Source organism: Nitrosarchaeum sp. AC2, from assembly GCF_013407385.1.
In the GTDB taxonomy this organism is placed as follows: Archaea; Thermoproteota; Nitrososphaeria; order Nitrososphaerales; family Nitrosopumilaceae; genus Nitrosarchaeum; species Nitrosarchaeum koreense.
The window spans coordinates 933,094-952,093 of the sequence record NZ_CP030847.1; the positions used below are offsets into that span (position 1 = coordinate 933,094).

33 protein-coding genes are annotated in these 19,000 nt (G+C 33.2%); 22 read left to right on the forward strand and 11 right to left on the reverse strand.

Going from position 1 to position 19,000, the window contains the following annotated elements; genetic code table 11:
* Window positions 1-42: 42 nt before the first annotated feature.
* Window positions 43-951 carry an SIS domain-containing protein gene (locus DSQ20_RS05570; RefSeq protein WP_179364900.1) on the reverse strand — a complete coding sequence of 303 codons (909 nt, stop codon included), beginning with the start codon at window positions 949-951 and terminating at the stop codon, window positions 43-45.
* Between the two features lie 78 nt (window positions 952-1,029).
* Between DSQ20_RS05570 and DSQ20_RS05575 the strand changes: the two genes are divergently transcribed.
* The 4 genes from DSQ20_RS05575 to DSQ20_RS05590 all read left to right on the forward strand — a co-directional run bounded on the left by DSQ20_RS05575 (window position 1,030) and on the right by DSQ20_RS05590 (window position 4,022).
* Window positions 1,030-1,845: an MqnA/MqnD/SBP family protein gene (locus tag DSQ20_RS05575; RefSeq protein ID WP_255458144.1), complete on the forward strand. Its 816-nt coding sequence runs from the start codon at window positions 1,030-1,032 to the stop codon at window positions 1,843-1,845.
* 38 nt (window positions 1,846-1,883) lie between these two features.
* On the forward strand, window positions 1,884-2,174 hold the full coding sequence (locus DSQ20_RS05580) for a hypothetical protein (RefSeq protein WP_179364901.1): 291 nt from the start codon (window positions 1,884-1,886) through the stop codon (window positions 2,172-2,174).
* Window positions 2,175-2,280: 106 nt separating this feature from the next.
* The gene (locus tag DSQ20_RS05585; RefSeq protein WP_179364902.1) at window positions 2,281-3,639 is read left to right on the forward strand and encodes a pyridoxal phosphate-dependent aminotransferase; all 1,359 of its coding nucleotides are present in this window, start codon (window positions 2,281-2,283) and stop codon (window positions 3,637-3,639) included.
* 140 nt (window positions 3,640-3,779) lie between these two features.
* Entirely contained in the window at window positions 3,780-4,022 is a 243-nt protein-coding gene (locus tag DSQ20_RS05590; RefSeq protein WP_007550359.1) for a DUF2061 domain-containing protein, read from the forward strand.
* 29 nt (window positions 4,023-4,051) lie between these two features.
* On the opposite strand, the gene DSQ20_RS05595 is transcribed toward DSQ20_RS05590, so the two are convergent.
* Window positions 4,052-4,372, reverse strand: a complete 321-nt coding sequence (locus tag DSQ20_RS05595; protein ID WP_255458145.1) for a hypothetical protein — start codon at window positions 4,370-4,372, stop codon at window positions 4,052-4,054.
* A gap of 109 nt (window positions 4,373-4,481) precedes the next feature.
* On the opposite strand from DSQ20_RS05595, the gene DSQ20_RS05600 reads away from it, so the two are divergent.
* The 5 genes from DSQ20_RS05600 (at window position 4,482) to DSQ20_RS05620 (ending at window position 7,848) form a co-directional block, all read left to right on the forward strand.
* Window positions 4,482-4,757, forward strand: coding sequence for a hypothetical protein (locus DSQ20_RS05600; RefSeq protein ID WP_048109645.1), 276 nt, complete (start codon window positions 4,482-4,484; stop codon window positions 4,755-4,757).
* 238 nt (window positions 4,758-4,995) lie between these two features.
* Window positions 4,996-5,160 (forward strand): hypothetical protein, encoded by a 165-nt coding sequence (locus tag DSQ20_RS05605; protein ID WP_179364903.1) that lies wholly within the window; start codon window positions 4,996-4,998, stop codon window positions 5,158-5,160.
* Window positions 5,161-5,333: 173 nt separating this feature from the next.
* Window positions 5,334-7,148 (forward strand): potassium transporter TrkG, encoded by a 1,815-nt coding sequence (locus DSQ20_RS05610; RefSeq protein ID WP_179364904.1) that lies wholly within the window; start codon window positions 5,334-5,336, stop codon window positions 7,146-7,148.
* Between the two features lie 75 nt (window positions 7,149-7,223).
* Entirely contained in the window at window positions 7,224-7,502 is a 279-nt protein-coding gene (locus tag DSQ20_RS05615; RefSeq protein WP_179364905.1) for a hypothetical protein, read from the forward strand.
* Between the two features lie 40 nt (window positions 7,503-7,542).
* Window positions 7,543-7,848, forward strand: a complete 306-nt coding sequence (locus DSQ20_RS05620) for an MTH1187 family thiamine-binding protein (protein ID WP_007550351.1) — start codon at window positions 7,543-7,545, stop codon at window positions 7,846-7,848.
* A gap of 5 nt (window positions 7,849-7,853) precedes the next feature.
* Here the strand turns inward: DSQ20_RS05620 and DSQ20_RS05625 are convergent, their stop codons facing one another.
* A complete protein-coding gene (locus DSQ20_RS05625) occupies window positions 7,854-8,951 on the reverse strand; it encodes a radical SAM protein (RefSeq protein ID WP_179364906.1) in 1,098 nt (365 codons plus the stop codon).
* Between the two features lie 79 nt (window positions 8,952-9,030).
* On the opposite strand from DSQ20_RS05625, the gene DSQ20_RS05630 reads away from it, so the two are divergent.
* A complete protein-coding gene (locus DSQ20_RS05630; RefSeq protein WP_179364907.1) occupies window positions 9,031-9,204 on the forward strand; it encodes a hypothetical protein in 174 nt (57 codons plus the stop codon).
* Here DSQ20_RS05630 and DSQ20_RS10725 read toward each other — a convergent pair.
* Window positions 9,191-9,463, reverse strand: coding sequence for a tetratricopeptide repeat protein (locus tag DSQ20_RS10725; RefSeq protein ID WP_255458146.1), 273 nt, complete (start codon window positions 9,461-9,463; stop codon window positions 9,191-9,193). The genes DSQ20_RS05630 and DSQ20_RS10725 overlap by 14 nt on opposite strands.
* The gene (locus tag DSQ20_RS10730) at window positions 9,457-9,687 is read right to left on the reverse strand and encodes a M48 family metallopeptidase (RefSeq protein WP_255458147.1); all 231 of its coding nucleotides are present in this window, start codon (window positions 9,685-9,687) and stop codon (window positions 9,457-9,459) included. Before DSQ20_RS10730 ends, DSQ20_RS10725 begins: the two co-directional genes overlap by 7 nt.
* 177 nt (window positions 9,688-9,864) lie before the next feature.
* Here DSQ20_RS10730 and DSQ20_RS05640 point away from each other — a divergent pair, with 177 nt between their 5' ends.
* Window positions 9,865-10,047 (forward strand): hypothetical protein, encoded by a 183-nt coding sequence (locus DSQ20_RS05640; protein ID WP_179364908.1) that lies wholly within the window; start codon window positions 9,865-9,867, stop codon window positions 10,045-10,047.
* Between the two features lie 96 nt (window positions 10,048-10,143).
* Window positions 10,144-10,266 (forward strand): hypothetical protein, encoded by a 123-nt coding sequence (locus DSQ20_RS10735; protein WP_255458148.1) that lies wholly within the window; start codon window positions 10,144-10,146, stop codon window positions 10,264-10,266.
* Window positions 10,267-10,280: 14 nt separating this feature from the next.
* Here the strand turns inward: DSQ20_RS10735 and DSQ20_RS05645 are convergent, their stop codons facing one another.
* The 3 genes from DSQ20_RS05645 to DSQ20_RS05655 form a co-directional block, all read right to left on the reverse strand.
* Window positions 10,281-10,439, reverse strand: coding sequence for a hypothetical protein (locus DSQ20_RS05645; RefSeq protein ID WP_007550346.1), 159 nt, complete (start codon window positions 10,437-10,439; stop codon window positions 10,281-10,283).
* A 96-nt stretch (window positions 10,440-10,535) separates the two neighbouring features.
* Window positions 10,536-11,453, reverse strand: coding sequence for a transcription initiation factor IIB family protein (locus DSQ20_RS05650; RefSeq protein ID WP_007550345.1), 918 nt, complete (start codon window positions 11,451-11,453; stop codon window positions 10,536-10,538).
* Window positions 11,454-11,584: 131 nt separating this feature from the next.
* The gene (locus DSQ20_RS05655; protein WP_007550344.1) at window positions 11,585-11,809 is read right to left on the reverse strand and encodes a tetratricopeptide repeat protein; all 225 of its coding nucleotides are present in this window, start codon (window positions 11,807-11,809) and stop codon (window positions 11,585-11,587) included.
* Between the two features lie 137 nt (window positions 11,810-11,946).
* Between DSQ20_RS05655 and DSQ20_RS05660 the strand changes: the two genes are divergently transcribed.
* On the forward strand, window positions 11,947-12,390 hold the full coding sequence (locus DSQ20_RS05660; protein ID WP_179364909.1) for an Lrp/AsnC family transcriptional regulator: 444 nt from the start codon (window positions 11,947-11,949) through the stop codon (window positions 12,388-12,390).
* A 47-nt stretch (window positions 12,391-12,437) separates the two neighbouring features.
* Window positions 12,438-12,962, forward strand: a complete 525-nt coding sequence (locus DSQ20_RS05665) for a DnaJ domain-containing protein (protein WP_007550340.1) — start codon at window positions 12,438-12,440, stop codon at window positions 12,960-12,962.
* On the opposite strand, the gene DSQ20_RS05670 is transcribed toward DSQ20_RS05665, so the two are convergent.
* The gene (locus tag DSQ20_RS05670) at window positions 12,959-13,330 is read right to left on the reverse strand and encodes a hypothetical protein (protein WP_179364910.1); all 372 of its coding nucleotides are present in this window, start codon (window positions 13,328-13,330) and stop codon (window positions 12,959-12,961) included. The genes DSQ20_RS05665 and DSQ20_RS05670 overlap by 4 nt on opposite strands.
* A 195-nt stretch (window positions 13,331-13,525) precedes the next feature.
* Between DSQ20_RS05670 and DSQ20_RS05675 the strand changes: the two genes are divergently transcribed.
* The 3 genes from DSQ20_RS05675 (at window position 13,526) to DSQ20_RS05685 (ending at window position 15,693) form a co-directional block, all read left to right on the forward strand.
* Window positions 13,526-14,821, forward strand: coding sequence for an HD domain-containing protein (locus DSQ20_RS05675; RefSeq protein WP_179366329.1), 1,296 nt, complete (start codon window positions 13,526-13,528; stop codon window positions 14,819-14,821).
* Between the two features lie 130 nt (window positions 14,822-14,951).
* Window positions 14,952-15,401, forward strand: a complete 450-nt coding sequence (locus DSQ20_RS05680) for a hypothetical protein (protein ID WP_179364911.1) — start codon at window positions 14,952-14,954, stop codon at window positions 15,399-15,401.
* Between the two features lie 148 nt (window positions 15,402-15,549).
* Complete coding sequence (locus tag DSQ20_RS05685; protein ID WP_007550336.1) at window positions 15,550-15,693, forward strand: DUF5679 domain-containing protein; 144 nt, start codon at window positions 15,550-15,552, stop codon at window positions 15,691-15,693.
* Window positions 15,694-15,709: 16 nt separating this feature from the next.
* On the opposite strand, the gene DSQ20_RS05690 is transcribed toward DSQ20_RS05685, so the two are convergent.
* Window positions 15,710-15,961 (reverse strand): hypothetical protein, encoded by a 252-nt coding sequence (locus tag DSQ20_RS05690; protein ID WP_048110389.1) that lies wholly within the window; start codon window positions 15,959-15,961, stop codon window positions 15,710-15,712.
* Between the two features lie 42 nt (window positions 15,962-16,003).
* On the opposite strand from DSQ20_RS05690, the gene DSQ20_RS05695 reads away from it, so the two are divergent.
* The gene (locus DSQ20_RS05695; RefSeq protein ID WP_179364912.1) at window positions 16,004-17,101 is read left to right on the forward strand and encodes a tyrosine-type recombinase/integrase; all 1,098 of its coding nucleotides are present in this window, start codon (window positions 16,004-16,006) and stop codon (window positions 17,099-17,101) included.
* Here the strand turns inward: DSQ20_RS05695 and DSQ20_RS05700 are convergent.
* Complete coding sequence (locus DSQ20_RS05700; protein WP_179364913.1) at window positions 17,090-17,515, reverse strand: hypothetical protein; 426 nt, start codon at window positions 17,513-17,515, stop codon at window positions 17,090-17,092. The two genes, DSQ20_RS05695 and DSQ20_RS05700, sit on opposite strands and share 12 nt — an antisense overlap.
* Window positions 17,516-17,584: 69 nt before the next feature.
* Between DSQ20_RS05700 and DSQ20_RS05705 the strand changes: the two genes are divergently transcribed.
* From DSQ20_RS05705 to DSQ20_RS05720, 4 genes are all read left to right on the forward strand, one after another.
* Entirely contained in the window at window positions 17,585-17,722 is a 138-nt protein-coding gene (locus DSQ20_RS05705; protein WP_179364914.1) for a hypothetical protein, read from the forward strand.
* Complete coding sequence (locus tag DSQ20_RS05710) at window positions 17,712-17,882, forward strand: hypothetical protein (protein WP_179364915.1); 171 nt, start codon at window positions 17,712-17,714, stop codon at window positions 17,880-17,882. Before DSQ20_RS05705 ends, DSQ20_RS05710 begins: the two co-directional genes overlap by 11 nt.
* A gap of 27 nt (window positions 17,883-17,909) precedes the next feature.
* Window positions 17,910-18,062: an AbrB/MazE/SpoVT family DNA-binding domain-containing protein gene (locus DSQ20_RS05715; RefSeq protein WP_179364916.1), complete on the forward strand. Its 153-nt coding sequence runs from the start codon at window positions 17,910-17,912 to the stop codon at window positions 18,060-18,062.
* 78 nt (window positions 18,063-18,140) lie between these two features.
* A complete protein-coding gene (locus tag DSQ20_RS05720; protein ID WP_179364917.1) occupies window positions 18,141-18,773 on the forward strand; it encodes a hypothetical protein in 633 nt (210 codons plus the stop codon).
* Window positions 18,774-19,000: the final 227 nt, after the last annotated feature.

Here is a 19,000-nt window from a genome sequence, read left to right on the forward strand (position 1 = left end):
AAACCCAATTATTCAGCTATTAAATCTTATGAGCAAAATAGATCAGTATATCATTTGATTACTTGCGTTACGAAATTTTTTTGCTAAAATAAAATGACATTCTTTTTTTCCTTGTTTTTTAGCCTCAAAAAGAGGAAGTAATTGAGACAAATACACATAGTAAAGAAACTGAGAAATCTTGTCTTTTGATTCAAAAGTGGGATGAATTACATTTAATCCGACACTTTTCAAATTTTTTGCAAGCTGTTTGTTGTGAGAATTTTTTTCGTCAAAGATTATCACGGTATCATCTTTATTGATACAAAACAATTCCATATGAGAAAACTGCTCTATTCTCTGAAAATGAACGTCGTATCCTAAAATCTCATAAAACTTTGCAGCACAATACATTGCAATTGGATATGTATATTCTGAACCTAAAACAAATATTCGCTTTCCAGTTTTTGATTTTTTTGCATCAGAAAATGCTTTTTTGAAGATTTGAGGATTTTTCGGAATTGATAAAGACGTAACTAGAGAGATGCATGTCAAGGCAGTTTCCAAAAAGGTAATACTTCCTGCAGTAAAGACATCAGAGGTAGAAGATTTCATTATTATGGAATCGTTGCATGCTTTTGCCAGTCTACTTTGAGGTCTAGATGTGATAGTAATTGATTTTTTTGCAATTTTTGCAGCTCTGATGTTAGATATAGTATTTCCAGACACTGAAACAAAATAGACAGTTTTATTTTTTGCAATGGTTTTGTTTTTTATCAAGTCAAGCGGATCAAATGATCTTACTTGATAATTGGAAAATATCTCGGCCAGCATTGCAGATACAAAAGAATCACCAGTACCAGAAAATATGACATTTTTTTGCAATAATTTAGAAAGAGGTTTTTGTGGGCAAAATGTCTCTAAAAACTTGATTTGATTAAGAATATCTTTTTCATATGCTTCTATTGTTTTCACAAAAATTGTAAAACAATTGCCACATATTAGAAAAACGATCTAGTTTTGATTTTTATAACGACTGTTAAGGAATAAAACGTGGAAATTTCTGTAGGACACACTCCAGACTCAGATGACGCATTCATGTTTTATGGAATGTTTACAGGCAAAGTTGCATCACCAGATTTTACAGTAAAGCATGTCATTGAAGACATTGAAAAGCTAAACAGAAAAGCCACCAATCCAGAGCTTGATGTTACTGCAGTATCAGTTCATGCATGTGCTTACATTCCAGGATATACTATTTTGAGAAGTGGTGGGAGTTTTGGAATAGGGTATGGTCCGATAGTTACTGCAAAAAAGCAGATGACATTAGACGAAATTAAAAAATGCAAAATTGCAATACCGGGAAAAATGACATCAGCATTTTTGTTGCTTCAGCTGATGATAGGCAAGTTTGATTATGTTGAAATGAACTTTAGCGATATTCCAGAGGCAGTAAGAGATGGAAAAGTAGATGCAGGATTAGTAATTCACGAGACTCAATTGTCATACCAACAAGAAGGAAATATCAAAATTGTAGACGTTGGAGAGTGGTGGGATAAAGAAACCGGTGGATTACCAGTTCCATTAGGAATCAACGTTATGAAGACAAGTTTGGGAATGGACACCATTCACAAATTTGACAGATATCTGCAAGAATCGATTCAATACGGACTAGATAATCTTGATGCGGCATTAGATTATGCAATGCAGTACAGCAGAGGAAAACCAAGAGAGTTAATTGAGAAATTTGTAAAAATGTACGTAAACAATGTCACCGTAAATATGGGAGACAAAGGGAAGAGTCAATCCGAAGACTCTTTGAGATGGCAAAACAAAAAAACTTGGTGCCGGAATTTGGACTCAGCATAGCCATCAAGTAATTATATTACAAAAAATTTCATAATACAATGGGAGATGGAATAGGCGGACCTGTGATTGGTTGTATGTCAAATAATACATTTGAGATGCTTGTAACACATTTTCGTAAAGACAACAAAGACGAATATGCAAAGACTGAAAGAATAATCATTGCAAAGATTGACAATCCAGATGAGCCAGAATACAAAGAAACAACAAAGACGGATTTAGAAATGGCATTGACAGGAAAATTTGTCTCATGCAATGTACAATACAGAGATTCAAAGACAGATGCGCTTGTGTGCAATGTATTTGTTCAAAAACCTCCAGAGGGATTTTAGAATTTAATTATTTGTAAAATAAATTCTAAAAAATATTTTAGCAAATTATCTCAAATTCAATGAAAATACCAATGACACTAATATTTGAGTAAAAAATACAGTAATCATGAGATTTGTTGTAGACCAGCAAGTTGAAGACATTGAATTACCTGAAAATCTAAAATTAAACACATTTTTGCAGGAATTTCACTCAGACTGTCCTCATTTAGAATGCAGTTTTGGATTTTATGGATTTGCGTTTGGCCAGTCCCCATTTCCTGTACCAAAAATCATGCAAGATGCGCTGATAAAAAATGCAGGTAAAGGAACATACGCTGCAGTTCAAGGAATTCCAGAATTAAGAGAAGCAATTGCAAAATACAACAAGCATTATTTTTCAATGGATATTGATCCAAAGAGAATCTATGTAGGACCAGGAACAAAAGAACTGATATTCAATTTACTTGAAATTTTACACGGAACTGTAATTTTACCAACGCCTGCTTGGCTTGGATATTTACCTCAAATTAGATTGTTAAAGAAAAATTTTCACATGCTGCCAACGCAAGCAAATCAAAAAATTTCGCCAAGTGATCTTAGAAAACTTGCACTAAGACTGCATGACAGACAAAAGGTTCTGATACTAAACAATCCAAACAATCCAACAGGGTTACTTTACAACAGATTAGAGCTAGAAGAGATTGCAGATGTATGCAGAGAGCAATCAATAGCAGTTATCTCCGATGAAATTTATGCACAGACAACTTATGACTTTACCAAATTTGTCAGCATGGGAAAAATTTATCCTGAAGGTACATTTGTTACAAACGGATTATCAAAATCACATGCAGCCGGAGGATACAGATTGGGTTATGTGATATTTCCACAACACGCTTTAGATCTTAAAATACAATTTAAAAAAATACTTGCTACAGAGTATACTGCAGTATCAACTCCAATTCAATATGCAGCAGTTAAAGGGTTTGAAATTAGCGATGAGATAAACGAGTATTTTGAAATTACAAGAAACATTCACAAAATTATGGGAGAGTATGTTTACAATGAATTATCAAAGATTGAAGGGGTAAAGGTTACAAAACCTGAAGCGACGTTTTATCTTTTGGCAGATTTTAATCACTATGCACCAGAATTACAAGCAATGAAGATCAACACATCACAAAAACTATCAGAAGCGTTGATTGTTCATCCATATCACACAGCAATTGTTGGCGGAGATAGCCTCGTATTGGAAAGAACGGACTATAGCGCAAGGATAGCATATGTGGACTATGACGGTGCAAAAGTTTATGAAAATTATAAAAAACAGAAACCAAAAACTAGTGCTGAAAGATTAGAGTTTGCAAAAACAAACGCCCCAAGAATAGTAGCAGGATTAGAAATGATTGAGAAATTCTTTGAAAAACTCAAAGAAGATGTAGCAGCCAATCTTAGTTCAAAAAGAGATAGTCTCAGTGTTCCAAATTAGAACTGTTTGGGTTTTTTAAAATTTATTAAAAATACATTACAAAAACATACTTTTGAATCGCTTTAATTCAATCTTAAAAGGATGTCGTATGCATTAGAATACAACACCAACCTGATTATCATATCAATCAAATAGAATACATGGATAGTAAAAAAAGAACTCTTGCCAAGACAGCACTATACAGAGGGTCAATTACAGTTCTGTTGTTTACTTTACTATGGTTTTCAACTAACAACATCTATGAAACCTCATTCATAACAATAATTTTCAACGTCTTAGCAACTATAATCTATTATTTCCATGAAAGATTATGGGGCAAAATAAAATGGGGAAATTCAGAAGCGCCAAAACTAGTTAGCAATCAAAACGCAAGCTGTCAATAAAGAATATCATCTACAAGTAACAAATTTATTTAGAATTCCTTTACTTTCTTTTTCTTTATTTTTTTAGGATTGTTTTCATCTTCATATTCTATTTTTTCACCGCAAAATGGACAAAAATCAATTGGTTGTACTGAATGTCCTTCATATGTAATGTTATTTACTATTGCAAATTTTCCTTGTTCATAACTCCAAACAGTAAATTTTTTGCATAAAGTTTTGAATTGCTCGCAACAAAATTGCGTATCGCGATTTAATGTAAAATTAGAATAGGTGTTATTTTCAGATTCGGGATCCTCAAGAGTCTTTTTTTTGTAAATGGCACGCATAGAAAAGTCATTTAAATAACGCATTGACGCCTGATAAACCCTTTCTCAATTATGAAAAGATATCAAGAATACCACGTGCAAGTCAAGTCAATCAACACATAATTTAAAAAATCAGTGGCTTTGATCTAGTATCATGAGCGTAGAGCGCATAGTCTTTGAGTATGTGAAGTATATTGACAAGGAACCAGGCAAGTGTCCTGCTTGCGGCTTTAAAATAATTATTGAGTGCTGTAGTTTCATTAAAGGCCGTGGATGGTTTTGCCCAAGTTGTAAAACATTGTCAGTTTACGACAAGGACATTCAAAAAATGATAGGAGAGAACGTCTCAGTCTTACCTGTAATTCCAAAACCCCCATATTCATTTGGAGAGACACTGAAACCATCATCAAAAGTACGATTAATAGAATAGCAGAATCTTCGGCAGAGCCATCTATCGATAAGGTTGTTTTTGAACCAAGGTTTAATTTTAGTTAAATTGAAGAAGGAAAAATGGGAATTGTATCAGTAAAAAAAGGATGGACCAAAAATAGCAAACTTGCATTAATTGGCCTCATAGGAAGCATCATAGTAATTATCATTACACTGACATTTTGATAAACTGATTTTCTAATTGAACAAGCATAAATTTAACGCAGATAACTAACAGCATGCATTGTGACGATAAAAGAATGATTGTTGTTCTAAAGGAGAGCATTCTAAATTGTTTTAATGACCTAAAGGAGAAAGACTTTGACGACGAATTAGCTCTGAAAAATCTCAACGAGTCAATAACAGAATACAAAGAGTACAAACTTTCACTAAAAGAAAAATAGCAAAAAACATTACAGATTAGACAAATGGATGGGTTTATGCGTAAAACTGCCCAAGACATATTTTGATTTAGACCAGTAAATTAGAAGAGAGCCGATCTGAATTTGCACATCGTTTCAAAGATCTAGAATTACTGACCCCAAATTATTTAATGTCAAATAATACAGAATGCTTGATGTCAACAAATCCGGAACGGTCAATATCTTACGTTCTAACAAAATACGTTACCGCTTACATGAACAAGGATGTGTTGATGTTAAATCAAAACACTCACACCAGAGAAGCTGCAAGATTACTCCAACATCATGAAAGAGATGACATTATCGTAATTGATGACGATAACAAGCCAATTGGAATCGTAACTGATGAGGACATAATTAACAAAGTAGGCGATACTTCGGTAAATGCGGAATTTACATTTTTAAAAGAGATAATGGCCACACCCCTAATCACAATTAATGAAAAATCAACTCTTCAAGATGCGCTACACAAAATGCGAGATCATGACATTAGAAAACTTCCAATCGTAACAAAGAAAAACGAAGTTATCGGGATTATCTACCAAGGAACCATTGCAAATGTAATTAGAGATGCTACCGCTACTGCGCCTAGGCTTTTCAGTCCTCCAGTAAAGGCAATTTTAGGAAATCTCGGATTTGTGTTACAGTTTGCAGGTGTTTTGCTTATCGTACCTGCAATATTATCAACCATACTAGGGGAAACTGTAACTGCCACAGGAATTTATCTCACAACGGTTTTGTTGTTGGTGGTAGGGTTCTTTCTGAACTCTTATGGTGAAAAGGCAAGTCTTAATCTTCACCAAGCATCCATTCTTGTAGTCTCTAGTCTTTTAGTACTGACATTGTTTGGAACTATACCATATCTGTACATTATTCCGCATGAAGGATCAAGTTATGAGGTATTTGCTAGCGCATTTTTTTCAAGTGCAGCAGGATTTACCACTGGAGGCATATCACTATTTGATTATCCAGAAGACCTTCCTCAAAGTTTTACATTTTACCGAAGTTTCACACAGCTTGTAGGAGGAATGAGTTTCATCTACTTGATAATTACGGCATTTTATCCAGAATCAAAGCTACAGTCCATGCGAGGTTTTATTTCCGGAAAGACACTGCACATGAGAGAGCTATTTGCAACCATAACTATAATTTTTATTCTGTACATTTTCATTGTTGCGATTTTACTATACTTGTTTGGCGAAAGAAACATCATAGACAATTTTTCATTAGCTATGAGTACAATAGCAACAGGAGGATTCGTTCCAAATTCAACGATTCTGGATAATCTGATATGGCAAGAAAAATTAACTTTGATTGGAGGCATGATACTAGGTGCGCTTCCATTTACTTTTCACTATGCATTGGTAAAAAAGAAATTCTTGGCACCAAAACTTGGAAAGGAAGTTTTAGTATATTTTACAATTTTAGGTAGTGCCATACTTTTGTTTATAGGACTTAGTGGGTTGGACCCACTGACAGGTGTATTTTATACAGTGTCAGCTAGCACCACCGCAGGATTTCAGATGGATGATTTATCCACATTTAATGTGCCAGCACATGTAATTTTGATCATCTTGATGTTAATTGGAGGTTGTGGGTTTTCAACTGCGGGTGGAATCAAGATATTCAGATTCATGCACCTAAAAGACATTAAAAAATTAATAAATAAAAAATTACGTTCTGAGTTAACTCCACAAGCAAAAAAAGAGCTAACTTCAACAATAATCATAATTGCATTATTTCCATTAATTGCATCAATGAGTGCAGTATACATGACAACTGCATATGAAGCGAATTTTCAAGATGCATTTTTAGAATCTACAGGAATAATTACAACTGGAGGACTATCAACTGGGATAATTGACATCGATACTGATCCTAATGCCAAAATACTTTTCTCATTTCTAATGATTTTTGGAAGAATGGAGATTATTGCCATCATCTACATATTTGTCCCAAAATTAATTTAATTAAAAAACTAGACGGCAAAATCACAAATTATCCAATTACCTAATATATGATAAAAATTAACTTTTATTGAAAAGATGTTAATAGACAAAAAAATATTCGCAGCAGGAATTGCAATGGTAGTAGTTGGCGTCATCATTGTAGTAAACCTCAACGCGACAATGCCTGTAGGACAAGCAGGGATGAGTGAAGAAGAGATTGTGGATTTGCTGACAAAACAACAAGAAAATCAAGATATGACCACACTTGCAGGAATTTTAATTGGTGTCGGGTTTTTGCTGATTTTAATTAGTTTTGGAGCAAGAAGAAAAAACAAAGGAAATATCAAAAAGGAAGAAAAAAAGCCAGCATCATAAACTTCAAACATTTTAATTCCAAAAGTATCATTACAAGATATTGATTCATGCAGAGATTAGCGTTTATCCAATTGGAACAAGTGAGACCAGTGTGAGTTTCTACATCGCTAAAGGAATAGAAGCAATCCAGAACATAAAGGAAATAAAATATGAAATTAATCCTATGGGAACTGTTTTAGAATCAGAAAGTATCGATAAGATTTACGAAGCAAGTAAAACAATCATGGAAGTGGTCCACAATCTGGGGGTAAATAGAGTAGAGATTATTTTAAAGATTGATTCAAGAAAAGACAAACAAGTAAAAATGGAAGATAAAGTTGAATCGATAAAAAAACACTTTAGATAATGAAATTAGAATTTTCTTATAACATTAAAAAAGCTGTCACGTTGTGCAGGATTTCGTCCAATCTCTTTTACAGTCGTAGCTAACTCTTCAACAGATGATGTTGTGGGTTTTCCAGCTGCACGATAGATCTCCTCAGAGAATGCAGTTCCTACCAAGTCATTTCCACCATTAGACAGTGCAACTTGTGCAAGTTTCTTGCCATATGCTACCCAGTATACCGAGATGTTGTTCAAAACATTTGCAAGCATCAATCTAGACAATGCAATAATTCTCAAATCATACACAGAAGAGCATTCATGATTAACAAGATGCTGCTGTTCAAGTTCAGTATTATCCAAACTGAATTTTAGTGGAATCAAAGTGATGAATCCATTTGTCTTTTTTTGTAATTCACGAATTTTTATCAGGTGATCAATGATATGAGATGGCTTTTCAATATGACCATAAAGCATAGTTACATTACTTTTGATTCCAAGATTGTGGGCCTGCTCTATAGTATCTAAAAATTCCTGCCCAGTGCATTTACCTCGAACAATTTTTCCCCTGATTTCAGGATGGAATAACTCTGCACCTCCTCCCGGCATAGAATCAAGACCAGCGGACTTAAGACGGGAAAGTACTTCCTTTACAGAATTTTTTGTAAGTTTAGACAAAAAGAAAATTTCAGCAGCAGTAAGTGCTTTGATGTTTAATTGAGGATGGTTTTTCTTGATAACTCTCATCATGTCTTCATAATACTCTAAAGGAAGTGTCGGATGAAATCCACCTACGATGTGAACTTCGGTTGCACCCATTGATTTGGCAATTCCAACACGTTGTTCTATTTGCTCTGGGGTGAGGGTGTATGCGTCTTCTGCTCCATCTTTTCTATAAAATGCACACATTTGACAGCTAGCTGCGCAAACATTTGTGTAATTCATGTAATATGATGCCGCAAATGTCACGGTATCGCCAACCAATTTTTTTCTTGCAATATCTGCAACTGCACCTAATACGTGCAAATTATCATAATTCATCAATTCAATACCATCATCATATGTCAGCTCTTCGCCAGAAATTGCTTTATCCAGTGCCTTTGATTCAGATATGAGCTGATCTAACACATAGCAAGTCAGTTGTTAAAGGATATATTCCTTAACTATAGGTCTCAAGAAATAAGTAGGCAAACAAACCATACACTTTATGGTACTTCCATTAATTGATGAACACAAGCCAAAATGTTACTTGTGCCATATGGGATTTGAAAACATTGAGAATCTTAGAGAACATCAAAATACAGAGCACAAGGAATTTTTTGAATCGCATGAAAATAACAATAGACGAGAGCCTGCACCTGGCGATGTCACCGTGTTTTAGCTTTTTGTTGTTTGATTGATTTGAGTAATTCTTGCACCATTTCTTTGCTAATATTTGCAAGATCATAATCGTGATCAATTGAAAGTGCTTTTTTGAAATGCTTTAGTGCGTCAGGAAGATTTCCCAATTCTCCCAATGACAGTCCTTTGTATGCTAAAGCCATAGCACATTTTTTATCAATTTTCAGAGCAGAGTCATAACAGATAATCGCATCAGAATAATTTTCAATTGTATGTAATGATGCTCCCTTGTTTACCAAGGCGTTGATGTTTTTTGGATCAATTGATAATGCCTTGTCATAATATTTATGGCCTGTTTTATTCTACCCAAATTTTGCAGTGTCACACCTTTGTCAATTATGACGTTGATGTTTTTTGGATCTTGTTTTAATGCTAAATCATATAGTTTTAGAGCTTCGGAAAAATTGCCATCTTCACAATACTCATAAGCTTGAGACATCATTTTATCCAATTCTTTACTCATGACATCTTTGATAACACTTTATCAATAATATAGATTGAGTCCGAGCTAGCTAAGATTCCACATTAATTGTTCAAAAAAGAATTAAAGCCATTTCAAAATTAGTATTTAATACAATTAGTTAAATCCAAATTTAATCAAAGGTTTTAATCAAAAAAATTTTAAAACATTTGAAGTTACATGAAATCTCTTCAGACAGAAAAACCAACAATTTCCTTAGGAATTATTGCAGTAGCGGTTCCTGCAAGGATGCTGCCGATAATTGTAAAACTTGCAAATTTGAAAGTTTCCCCAACAGACAAAATGCCAGCACCAGGAAACAATGCCCAAAAAATGACTTCACATGTAACAAAATCAGTATGATTAGAAATTTCCCCTTTTGATCATACTGATTATTTTTTTAATTTCTTACTATGGGATTGCCAAATCTTTAATTGAATATGATTAAAAAGAAAATTAATGGATCTTAACGAAATACTCACAAAAGAGAGAGATGTTCTAAGAGATGAAAACATAGAATTAAGAAATAAAATAAAAGATCTAGAATTGAAAATACAAGAACTGCAGAAAAATAGCAAATAAACTCAAAGTATCATTTACCACAAATAATCAATTGTGTGTAGTGAGTGTCTCTTTTCTTTGTATTCTAATACCGATTGATGCATATCGTCTAGAATCTCCTCGTCCAAATCATCTAACTTGTTAATTTTGAGTCCGAACTCACTTGCATTTTGAATGATTTCTGGAATCTTCAATTATAAAAAATGCCAAAAATTATAGATTTAAAGTTGTTTATTAGATACGATCATCAGATTTGCAAAATTGATTAGAAGATTGTTTGAAGAATTATTTTATAATTCCATATTTTGATCTAATTTTAGACCTTTGTATCTATTTCTTATAGTAACTTCAGTCACACTAGCAGCTTCTGCGATATCACGTTGAGTGATGTCTTCACCGTTTTTGACACATGCCAAATACAGGGCAGCTGCAGCAAGTCCCATCGGATCTTTTCCTGCAGATTCCTCATGTTCTTGAGATATTTTTAGAACTTTAGCAGCATAACGTTTTGTTTTTTCAGTGATTCCAATTCTACTTGCAATTCTTGCAACACATTGGATTGGGTCAACTACGGGCATCTTTAGATCTAGTTCTCGATGCAATAATCGATAACATCGTGCAATGTCTTTTTTCTTCAGATTTGCAGCTTCGCCAACGTCATTTAATGTTCGTGGTGTTTCTGTATCTCTACATGCAGCATAAAGTGCAGATGCAATCATTGCAGATATTGATCTTCCACGTACTAATTTTTTCTCAATTGCTTTTCGGTAAATGTAAGCTGCCTTTTCAATTACAGCGTCAGAGAGTGCAAGTTTATCTTTTAATCTGTTTAGTTCGCTTAATGCTTGTCTAAGATTTCTATCAACTGACTCGTGAACTTGACTTCTACTATCCCATGTTCTTAATCGCTCAATGGTACTTTTCATTGATGCCGTTAGTGGTTTGCCAGATGCATCCTTATTCATAGGATTAATGATTGTAGATAATCCCATATCGTGCATAGTAAGAGAGGTCGGAGCACCGGCTCGAGCTTTGTTTCCATGTTCGTCTTGTGTAAATGATCTCCATTCAGGTCCTGATTCTTGAGATTTTTCAGAAATAACATAGCCACATTTTCCGCAAAACCTTTCACCAGTTACATCATCAGTAAGTAATGCGTTTTTTGCGCATCGGGGACAATTATCAGCATTAACAGACTGTAAAACCATGATAGTATTCCTTATTGCTTCGATATAATAACTAGTAGGAAATAGGGAATTATTTATTTTTGCTTATTCGTAAGCCCGCTTCAGAAGATCGCATTATTTTAAAAATAATAAAAAACCAAACAGAAACTAAATCATGATGCGTGCTTATCTCTAGGATCAAGTTTCAGGGATTTGTTAAAGCATTCCAGTGCTTCTTCGTAACGACCTAAACTGCGTAAGGCTACAGCCTTAAAATTCCACAAGTCAGGGTCGTCTTGATTCAAAAGTAATGCTTGCTCAAAATAACCCAAAGACTCTTCAAAATTTCCAGAGTTTAAAGAGGCCTGACCTTTTAAAACAAGTTCCTTGATTTCCACTGTATCAGAAATACAATCTCTTTGCTTTAAGTTTGAACTGGAAGATTACCTCAAAACGTATCAAAAATAAATAAAATTAAACATGTATTAAATAATTTAGCTAAAATTTAAATATATTTTTAAAATATAGAAGATACTTGAATTTAGATAAAAACGATGAGAGAATTCTTAAAAATTTATTGGTTGATGCAAGATTATCTGCAAGACAACTTGGGTTAAAACTTGGAATGTCCACGGTCACAATATTATCTAGAATTAAAAAACTTGAAAAAGAAAAAGTGATCAAAGGGTATACAGCATTAATAGACCATGAAAAATTAGGCTATACGTTAACTGCAGTAATTGAGATTATTGCAAAAAAAGACAAAATCATAGACATTGAAACGGAGCTAGCAAAGATAGAAAATGTCTGTGGAGTGTATGACATTACAGGGAATACAGATACGCTGGTTATTGCAAAATTCAAATCGCGCAACGAGTTAAGCGAGTTTGTAAAAGGAATAGCATCAATCCAAAATATAGAAAATACCATAACTCACGTAGTTCTAAATACTGCAAAAGAAGACTTTAGACTAGCATAAAAATGAAAAAAGTCAGCATCATAATATCAAGTATAATTCTCATATGTATGATTCAAAATGTGTCTGCGCAGATAGACGATACAGAGAAAAAATTGCAAATGGAATTAGATGTTACAGATGAGCAGAAAATTATTTTATTTTCAGGCTTTGCAATAGCAGTAATTGGGCTTTTCATATATCTTGCAAGAGACATAATCTTAAGAAAGAAGACCACATATGACGACAAAGAATTTGATTCAAAGAATGATAAAACATACGAGAAATATCATTCTGATTGGTCTGATGATTATGAAGAGATAGGAACCAGAAAAAACTCAAAGGAGGACAAAGAATTCAGAAGGTTGTTGCAGGACCCATCATTACCGGATTATTATAAAATACTAGATGTTTCACATAATGCAACACTTGAAGAGATAAAAAAACAATATAGGATAATGGCAAAAAAGATACATCCAGACAAAAACAAAGAAGAAAAATCAGATGAGGCGATGGTTCAAATCAACAAGGCATATGAGATATTATCAAACGAAGAATTACGAAAAAAATACGATATACATCTAAACAAAGATTAAGAAGATTCCAGTTTTACCAAAATCATATTTAATTCAATTTTAGACGAGCTTTGAACACTATTTGTCAAATTTGTAAATAATGATAATGATAATTTTTTGCCATCATGAATGATTTGGGTAGTAATTTTGATTTCACGAAATTCTGTATTTGGGCCTAGCATGGTTTTTGACAATAATGGAATTATTGTTAAATCATTTATTGTTCCTTTGATTTTATATGCAAATGTATCTGAAAAATAGACTCCACCTCTAGTTGTAGGAGCATTAACAGGAGTAGGAGAATTCACAATAGATACGTCAGTCAAAGCATATGTCATATTATCAATATGCAAGGTATAGTCAAGTGACTGCTTTTCATTAATACTCATAAGAGATTCAAGCAAATCCAAGTTAACAGACAACAAAATCAAAAAAAATGATAATTCTATTGAGTCTTTCGCAAAAATAATGATTTTTCAAAAATTATCATAAAGATAATTGAGATTTTCAATAAACTTAGAGTATTCTTTAAAAACAACAATTAGAATCAGTATCTATTGCAAGAGCTTGTAAACTCACACACCATGCGTAATGAGATTTTGAGCCTGATTGTAGAAAGCGGTATGGACCAAGATTGCTATACTGAGATGCTAGACTATACCATCGAGTTATTTGAGACACAGGGATTAGGAAGTGATTACTATGGTTATCACAATATCAATCACGAATTAGAAGTAACTCATGTTGCTCTTTTATCTGCAAATCTAAACAACACATCAAAAAGATTTGCCAAGGATGATTTGAAGTATCTGTATGCTGCAGCTTTATTTCATGACTTTGATCCTCAAAAAAGCGTAGACAAACCACACGAAGAAAATGTTTTGAAGTTTATTTCATCAGATAAAAAATTAAGAAAACTATTAGATGATGCAAAATTAGATATTGAAATAATCAAGGTGTTAATTCTTAGAACAACATATCCATGGAGTGGAACACTTAGGGAAAATGCAGAACGACAGATCAAAGAATGTTTTAAAAATTCTCCATTAACAAAAGACAATCAATCAAAACAAGAGCATTTTATGAATCTAGGATGGTATCTTTCAGTAGTTGATAGAATTAGTGGTTATGCATTAGGAAATTTTTCAAAAGCTATGGAGATGGCAAAAATGAATGCGCATGCTTTAGCATGGAGGCCATCACTCATTGTCAGAAGTTCTGTAGCTTATTTTGAAGAATTACTTAATAAAGAAACTGAGATGTGTAGATTCATTTTAGAATCACTACCAACTAACATGAGAAAGAATTTTTTTGATACAGTATTAGCATTTATGAATATTAGACAACAAGAGATTTCAATACAAGCAAACTATACTTATGACAATCTAAAATTAGTTCCAACGATTGAAAAGATCGATACCAGAAAAGATCCAGAGTTTATGAAGACATTATTTTCAATATTTTTAGAACTACCAAAACCATTACAATTTGCAAAAGACAATTTTGAAGAATCAGTAAAAGATCAGAACATAATTCTCAACACTTTAAGATTAAATGATTGTCATGGAGAAATAGTAGGATTTGCAAAGGGAGGACCTTTGGAAAATTATAGATTAAGACCAGAGATAAGAGATGAAAATTATGGGTTAAACAATACAATATTCTTAGAGCCTCTGGCATTAAAAATGGGATACTGGGGACTAAAAGGAGGGAGTGAAATGCGTCACATGTTCATCATGCAGGCTCATGCTAAAAAATACAAGTATCTTACAAGTTTTGCCTTAAGAGACGTAATAAAATCAAGGATTGATAAAGAGAGTGCCGAGTTTGTCACAAGATTTGATCCAGAAAGATGGGATTACTATAGGATCAAGATTTAATTGTCAATTATAGAAATAAGCCATTACTCAATGTATTAGACAATAAAATACATAACACAACTAAAAGCAAATAAAACAAATCAAGAATAGTATAGAAATGCTTTATTAACAAAATAATTGCCAGAAAATCATGATAAAGCAATTAGGGGTTATTTTTTCAATATTGTTAGCATTCATAATTTTCATCAATCCCGCATTTGCAATAGAACCATTAGACAGAGTAGAGATCACAAACCCCAGACTTGTAAATTCATTTGGATCTCAAATATCAAATCAGATCAATGTAAATCAGCAAATTCAGATCACAGCTGATGTTAAAAATAATCAAGATAAAACTCAAACATTTGTGTATATTGTTCAAGTTAAAAATCAAAACGGGGTAATCATAACAATAGGATGGATTAGTGGATTACTTAATCCAGGACAAACTTTCAGTCCAGCACTTTCATGGGCACCAAAAATATCAGGCGAATATACTGCAGAAATTTATGTATGGGATGTGTCAGAAGAAGGAAGTACTAAATCATGGCAAAGATTAGATGCATTAGCTGAACAAGTATCTTTGAAAATCACAAGTTAATCATAATTACATGTACGTAAATTACAAACTCTTAGGATTAACTAATGCAAAAAACAGTGTTTGTGAATAAATTAAGATCACAGGTTTGCCTCATAGTAAAAAAAAATTAACAAGATCTCGCTAATAGAACCACGTGCCTATTAACGATATGACAATAGGATATTGCGTAAAGTGCCGAGATAAAAGAGACATCGAAGGCGCAAAACCATACACCATGAAAAATGGCAAACCAGCTCTAAAAGGCACCTGCCCAAAATGCAGCACAGCCATTTTTAGAATCGGTAGAGGCTAGAAACTAACAAGTTAAACTAGTAATGCCATTCCGGAGTTAGTCCATTCCACAGCGAACGCAGTGGAGATGGATCTTTTTCTATTTCTTGAATTATTCTATTTTTTACCACAAAGAAAAAATTTTCAAGAGCATCAATTCCACCATCAGAAAATAATTCTCCACCAATCTCTGTAATTCTTTTTTTCTTTTCTTCTAATTCAGAAGATTCAGGATTTTGCAAACAGAAAGTCAGCAAATCCAATAATTCTTCTTCAAGCATGAAATCCATCAAAAAGTTCTACTTTATAGGCGATAATAAGTATTAGTTTGCATGACATCATTCCTGGTGGAAAAGAAAAATAAAAAATCCTTTGAAGATAAGGTTAGCAAACTATCCATTAGAACACGACAAAATATTGAAGCTGCTAAAAATTCCTTTGATAGATTCTGTCAGGACTACTATGATGGTAGAACAATTGACGATATATTCAGAGAACTAGGAACTCTCAAAGGAGAAGAACAGACAGAAGCAGTAAGAGATACGCTTCAGTCTTGGATTGATTGGCAGTATCAAAAAGGGTCATTGACTAATTCAATCAAGCAATACATATCAAAAATTAGCAGAGTATTTTCCCATAATGGAATCAGGATTCACTTGAATGACTTTGATGAGCCATTAGAGTACAAGCCCACAACCAAAGAAGAATTACACGAATTAACACTAGAAGAAATACAGAAAATATTTGCAGTGGCATTACCTAGAAGAACAGGATTTTACCTTGCGTTGATATCTACAGGGGCAAGACCTGGAGAATTGTTACAGGTAAGAAAAAAAGACATAGACATAACACAAAAGAGAGTCAAGGTTAGAATTGAGGCTGAAAATGTAAAGACCAGGTCAGGTAGGTCTGGCTGGCTTACAAAAGAGGCAGCAAAGTTATTGATGATCAGACTAAAGGACCTAAAAGACAATGACTTGGTATGGACCACTAATGAAAACCCAGCTCATGCAGAAAAGGCAGAATCTATGATGTTTAACAAGTATACTACAGAAGCTGGATTTACCCAAAAATACAAATCAAATGGATTTAGAATGATCACTCTGTATTCTTTCAGGTCTTTCTTTTTTGGCAAAGCTGCAGATGTTCATAGAGAAGGATATGCACATAGAATGACAGGCCATGGGGGGTATTTGCCTCAGTATGATAGAATGTCAGATCAAAAAAGACTTGAGTGGTTCTTGCAGCTTGAGCCAGAATTAATCATAGACCAAACTGAAAGACAAAAACTACAGATACAGAAATTAGAGCAAGAAAAATCTGAACTTGAAAAGAAAAATTCGGAGATAGAAGAATACAAAAAGAAAGTAGATCAACTTGTGGCAGATAAAGAGAGAATGGAATACATAAAAAATGATTCAAGCAGATAGTTCTAATTTTCTTTTACGTTCATGATAAAGTGTGTCTAAAATAGCTCTTAATGGACCTTCATGTTCAGCATACATTTTTTTTGCCCACTTGTTATCAATAGTGCTCATTGTGATATTTAATGAATTATCTAGTAAAGTATATCCTAAAAAAAATCGTCTGTCAGAATTACGTTTATCTTTTAATTTCTTTTTAGATATAGATTGTGGGTCCATTAGAGATTTGATAAAAGGTTCAATTGTATCTTGAGTAAATATTTCATTTAATTGAGATTCATCTAATTCATTTGCAATTAATGTCAAGTCATTTAATGCAGCTACACATCTTTGTTTCAATCTTATAAAGAAAAGAGATTGATTTGAGTGTTCATTCCATTTATGTTCTTTGATTTGTCTTCTTGTGCCACTTGATAACATATTTTGTTATATTCTCCTTGTATTATTAAGAAATTTGTTATATTTAACATTGTTGTTAAAATTAACAGAATGACAAAAATCATAATAGGTATTTCAATAGATGAAAAAGTTCTCTCAGGTTTAGATAAAAAACGAGGTCTAATCCCTAGATCAAAATATCTAGAATACATCTTAATCAAATCAATGAGAATGAAAAATGGAATTTAAAATTTTTACATGTAAACATAAGAATCTAAAATACATCACAAAATTTTCTGTAAATGGTGAAATAAAGACATACAAATTATGTGAAAAATGTGAGAAGTTACCTTGTTTTTCAAAGTATAGAATTCAAGACTCAGAGCACATGAAACAAATTAATGATTAAATGTACATAATTGAAAAAAAAATTCAAATGATTGGAGGTAAAAGTCTTGGAATAATTTTACCGAAAAATTGGATAGATAGATTGGGTATGAAAAAAGGAACCAAATTAGTTCTAATAATATCTGAAACAGAAATAGTCATAAAATTACATAATGAGGAATATTACTCATGTCCATTTTGAATAATTGTTTGAATACAGAGGATCCCTCTTGATTTTCCTCGCTCGCTCCCACCAAAACATTTTTGGAGTTACAGTATAGTGACATTACACATCAATCATAATCAAAAGATGAAGTGGGGACCACTAATCATGAGAAGAGATTATCCAGGATTAAAATTTGCAGAATGTACTTGCTTTTACTGTAAGCAGCCATTTCATGAAGATTCAAAAGATTTGTGTTTAGAATGGGATCATCTCAATGATAATGATGGAGATAATCGCCTTGAGAATATGGTATGGGCTCATGCAATTTGTAATGAAGACAAGAAAACTAATTTTGATTGGAAAAATCTAGCTCAAGATAAATTAAAAGAGAATGAAAGATGGGCTGATAAATTCGACCCTGAGCGAGAGCAAGAGCGAGGGATTAGATTCAACGAAGGTAAGCAAACAAGCAATGAAGCAGACGTAAGCGTAGTGATAATCAAACATTGCAAACAATTCCTCTCTCAACAATTACTTCCTCATAGTGGGAATCCTCCTAAACGCATTGAAATTCCAATGAAAGAAGCTGTAGAATGTGTTACTTATCTAGTGCAGGAAGAAATAGGCAGAGGCTCTCATTCAGCAGTTCAACGCCATTTAGAATCAATGTCTTGTTCTGTAGCAAAAGACTATGAAAGACGAGAAGTGAATGGTAAACAGATTATTTTTAGGAGAACTGGGCAATAATGGAATTTTGATTAACATAAAGATGAAATTCCTACTTTCTGACCCCCTCCACCCCCCCCCCCATACTATATTGCATAAAGAAAGAATCTCTTCACTTAGGGGGGGCTATATAAAGACCTCATGCCTAGAAACCACTCTAAAGGCGATCATTTCTATAATCTCATTTTGTCTAGTATACTTTAGATTATGCTCTCATCTGACCTGTAAGTAATTTTTACATTAAATTC

What these genes read in the sequence shown, in the direction of transcription:
- DSQ20_RS05610 (WP_179364904.1), top strand. Translation starts at nt 5,334, where the DNA reads ATGTCAACAAATCCGGAACGGTCAATATCTTACGTTCTAACAAAATAC.
- DSQ20_RS05700 (WP_179364913.1), bottom strand. Translation starts at nt 17,515, where the DNA reads ATGTTATCAAGTGGCACAAGAAGACAAATCAAAGAACATAAATGGAAT.
- DSQ20_RS10730 (WP_255458147.1), bottom strand. Translation starts at nt 9,687, where the DNA reads ATGAGTAAAGAATTGGATAAAATGATGTCTCAAGCTTATGAGTATTGT.
- DSQ20_RS05685 (WP_007550336.1), top strand. Translation starts at nt 15,550, where the DNA reads ATGACAATAGGATATTGCGTAAAGTGCCGAGATAAAAGAGACATCGAA.
- DSQ20_RS10735 (WP_255458148.1), top strand. Translation starts at nt 10,144, where the DNA reads ATGGATCTTAACGAAATACTCACAAAAGAGAGAGATGTTCTAAGAGAT.
- DSQ20_RS05680 (WP_179364911.1), top strand. Translation starts at nt 14,952, where the DNA reads ATGATAAAGCAATTAGGGGTTATTTTTTCAATATTGTTAGCATTCATA.
- DSQ20_RS05640 (WP_179364908.1), top strand. Translation starts at nt 9,865, where the DNA reads ATGAAATCTCTTCAGACAGAAAAACCAACAATTTCCTTAGGAATTATT.
- DSQ20_RS05650 (WP_007550345.1), bottom strand. Translation starts at nt 11,453, where the DNA reads ATGGTTTTACAGTCTGTTAATGCTGATAATTGTCCCCGATGCGCAAAA.
- DSQ20_RS05615 (WP_179364905.1), top strand. Translation starts at nt 7,224, where the DNA reads ATGTTAATAGACAAAAAAATATTCGCAGCAGGAATTGCAATGGTAGTA.
- DSQ20_RS05630 (WP_179364907.1), top strand. Translation starts at nt 9,031, where the DNA reads ATGGTACTTCCATTAATTGATGAACACAAGCCAAAATGTTACTTGTGC.
- DSQ20_RS05665 (WP_007550340.1), top strand. Translation starts at nt 12,438, where the DNA reads ATGATTCAAAATGTGTCTGCGCAGATAGACGATACAGAGAAAAAATTG.
- DSQ20_RS05580 (WP_179364901.1), top strand. Translation starts at nt 1,884, where the DNA reads ATGGGAGATGGAATAGGCGGACCTGTGATTGGTTGTATGTCAAATAAT.
- DSQ20_RS05695 (WP_179364912.1), top strand. Translation starts at nt 16,004, where the DNA reads ATGACATCATTCCTGGTGGAAAAGAAAAATAAAAAATCCTTTGAAGAT.
- DSQ20_RS05605 (WP_179364903.1), top strand. Translation starts at nt 4,996, where the DNA reads ATGCATTGTGACGATAAAAGAATGATTGTTGTTCTAAAGGAGAGCATT.
- DSQ20_RS05710 (WP_179364915.1), top strand. Translation starts at nt 17,712, where the DNA reads ATGGAATTTAAAATTTTTACATGTAAACATAAGAATCTAAAATACATC.
- DSQ20_RS05590 (WP_007550359.1), top strand. Translation starts at nt 3,780, where the DNA reads ATGGATAGTAAAAAAAGAACTCTTGCCAAGACAGCACTATACAGAGGG.
- DSQ20_RS05670 (WP_179364910.1), bottom strand. Translation starts at nt 13,330, where the DNA reads ATGAGTATTAATGAAAAGCAGTCACTTGACTATACCTTGCATATTGAT.
- DSQ20_RS05585 (WP_179364902.1), top strand. Translation starts at nt 2,281, where the DNA reads ATGAGATTTGTTGTAGACCAGCAAGTTGAAGACATTGAATTACCTGAA.
- DSQ20_RS05675 (WP_179366329.1), top strand. Translation starts at nt 13,526, where the DNA reads ATGCGTAATGAGATTTTGAGCCTGATTGTAGAAAGCGGTATGGACCAA.
- DSQ20_RS05715 (WP_179364916.1), top strand. Translation starts at nt 17,910, where the DNA reads ATGATTGGAGGTAAAAGTCTTGGAATAATTTTACCGAAAAATTGGATA.
- DSQ20_RS05705 (WP_179364914.1), top strand. Translation starts at nt 17,585, where the DNA reads ATGACAAAAATCATAATAGGTATTTCAATAGATGAAAAAGTTCTCTCA.
- DSQ20_RS05600 (WP_048109645.1), top strand. Translation starts at nt 4,482, where the DNA reads ATGAGCGTAGAGCGCATAGTCTTTGAGTATGTGAAGTATATTGACAAG.
- DSQ20_RS05690 (WP_048110389.1), bottom strand. Translation starts at nt 15,961, where the DNA reads ATGGATTTCATGCTTGAAGAAGAATTATTGGATTTGCTGACTTTCTGT.
- DSQ20_RS05595 (WP_255458145.1), bottom strand. Translation starts at nt 4,372, where the DNA reads ATGCGTTATTTAAATGACTTTTCTATGCGTGCCATTTACAAAAAAAAG.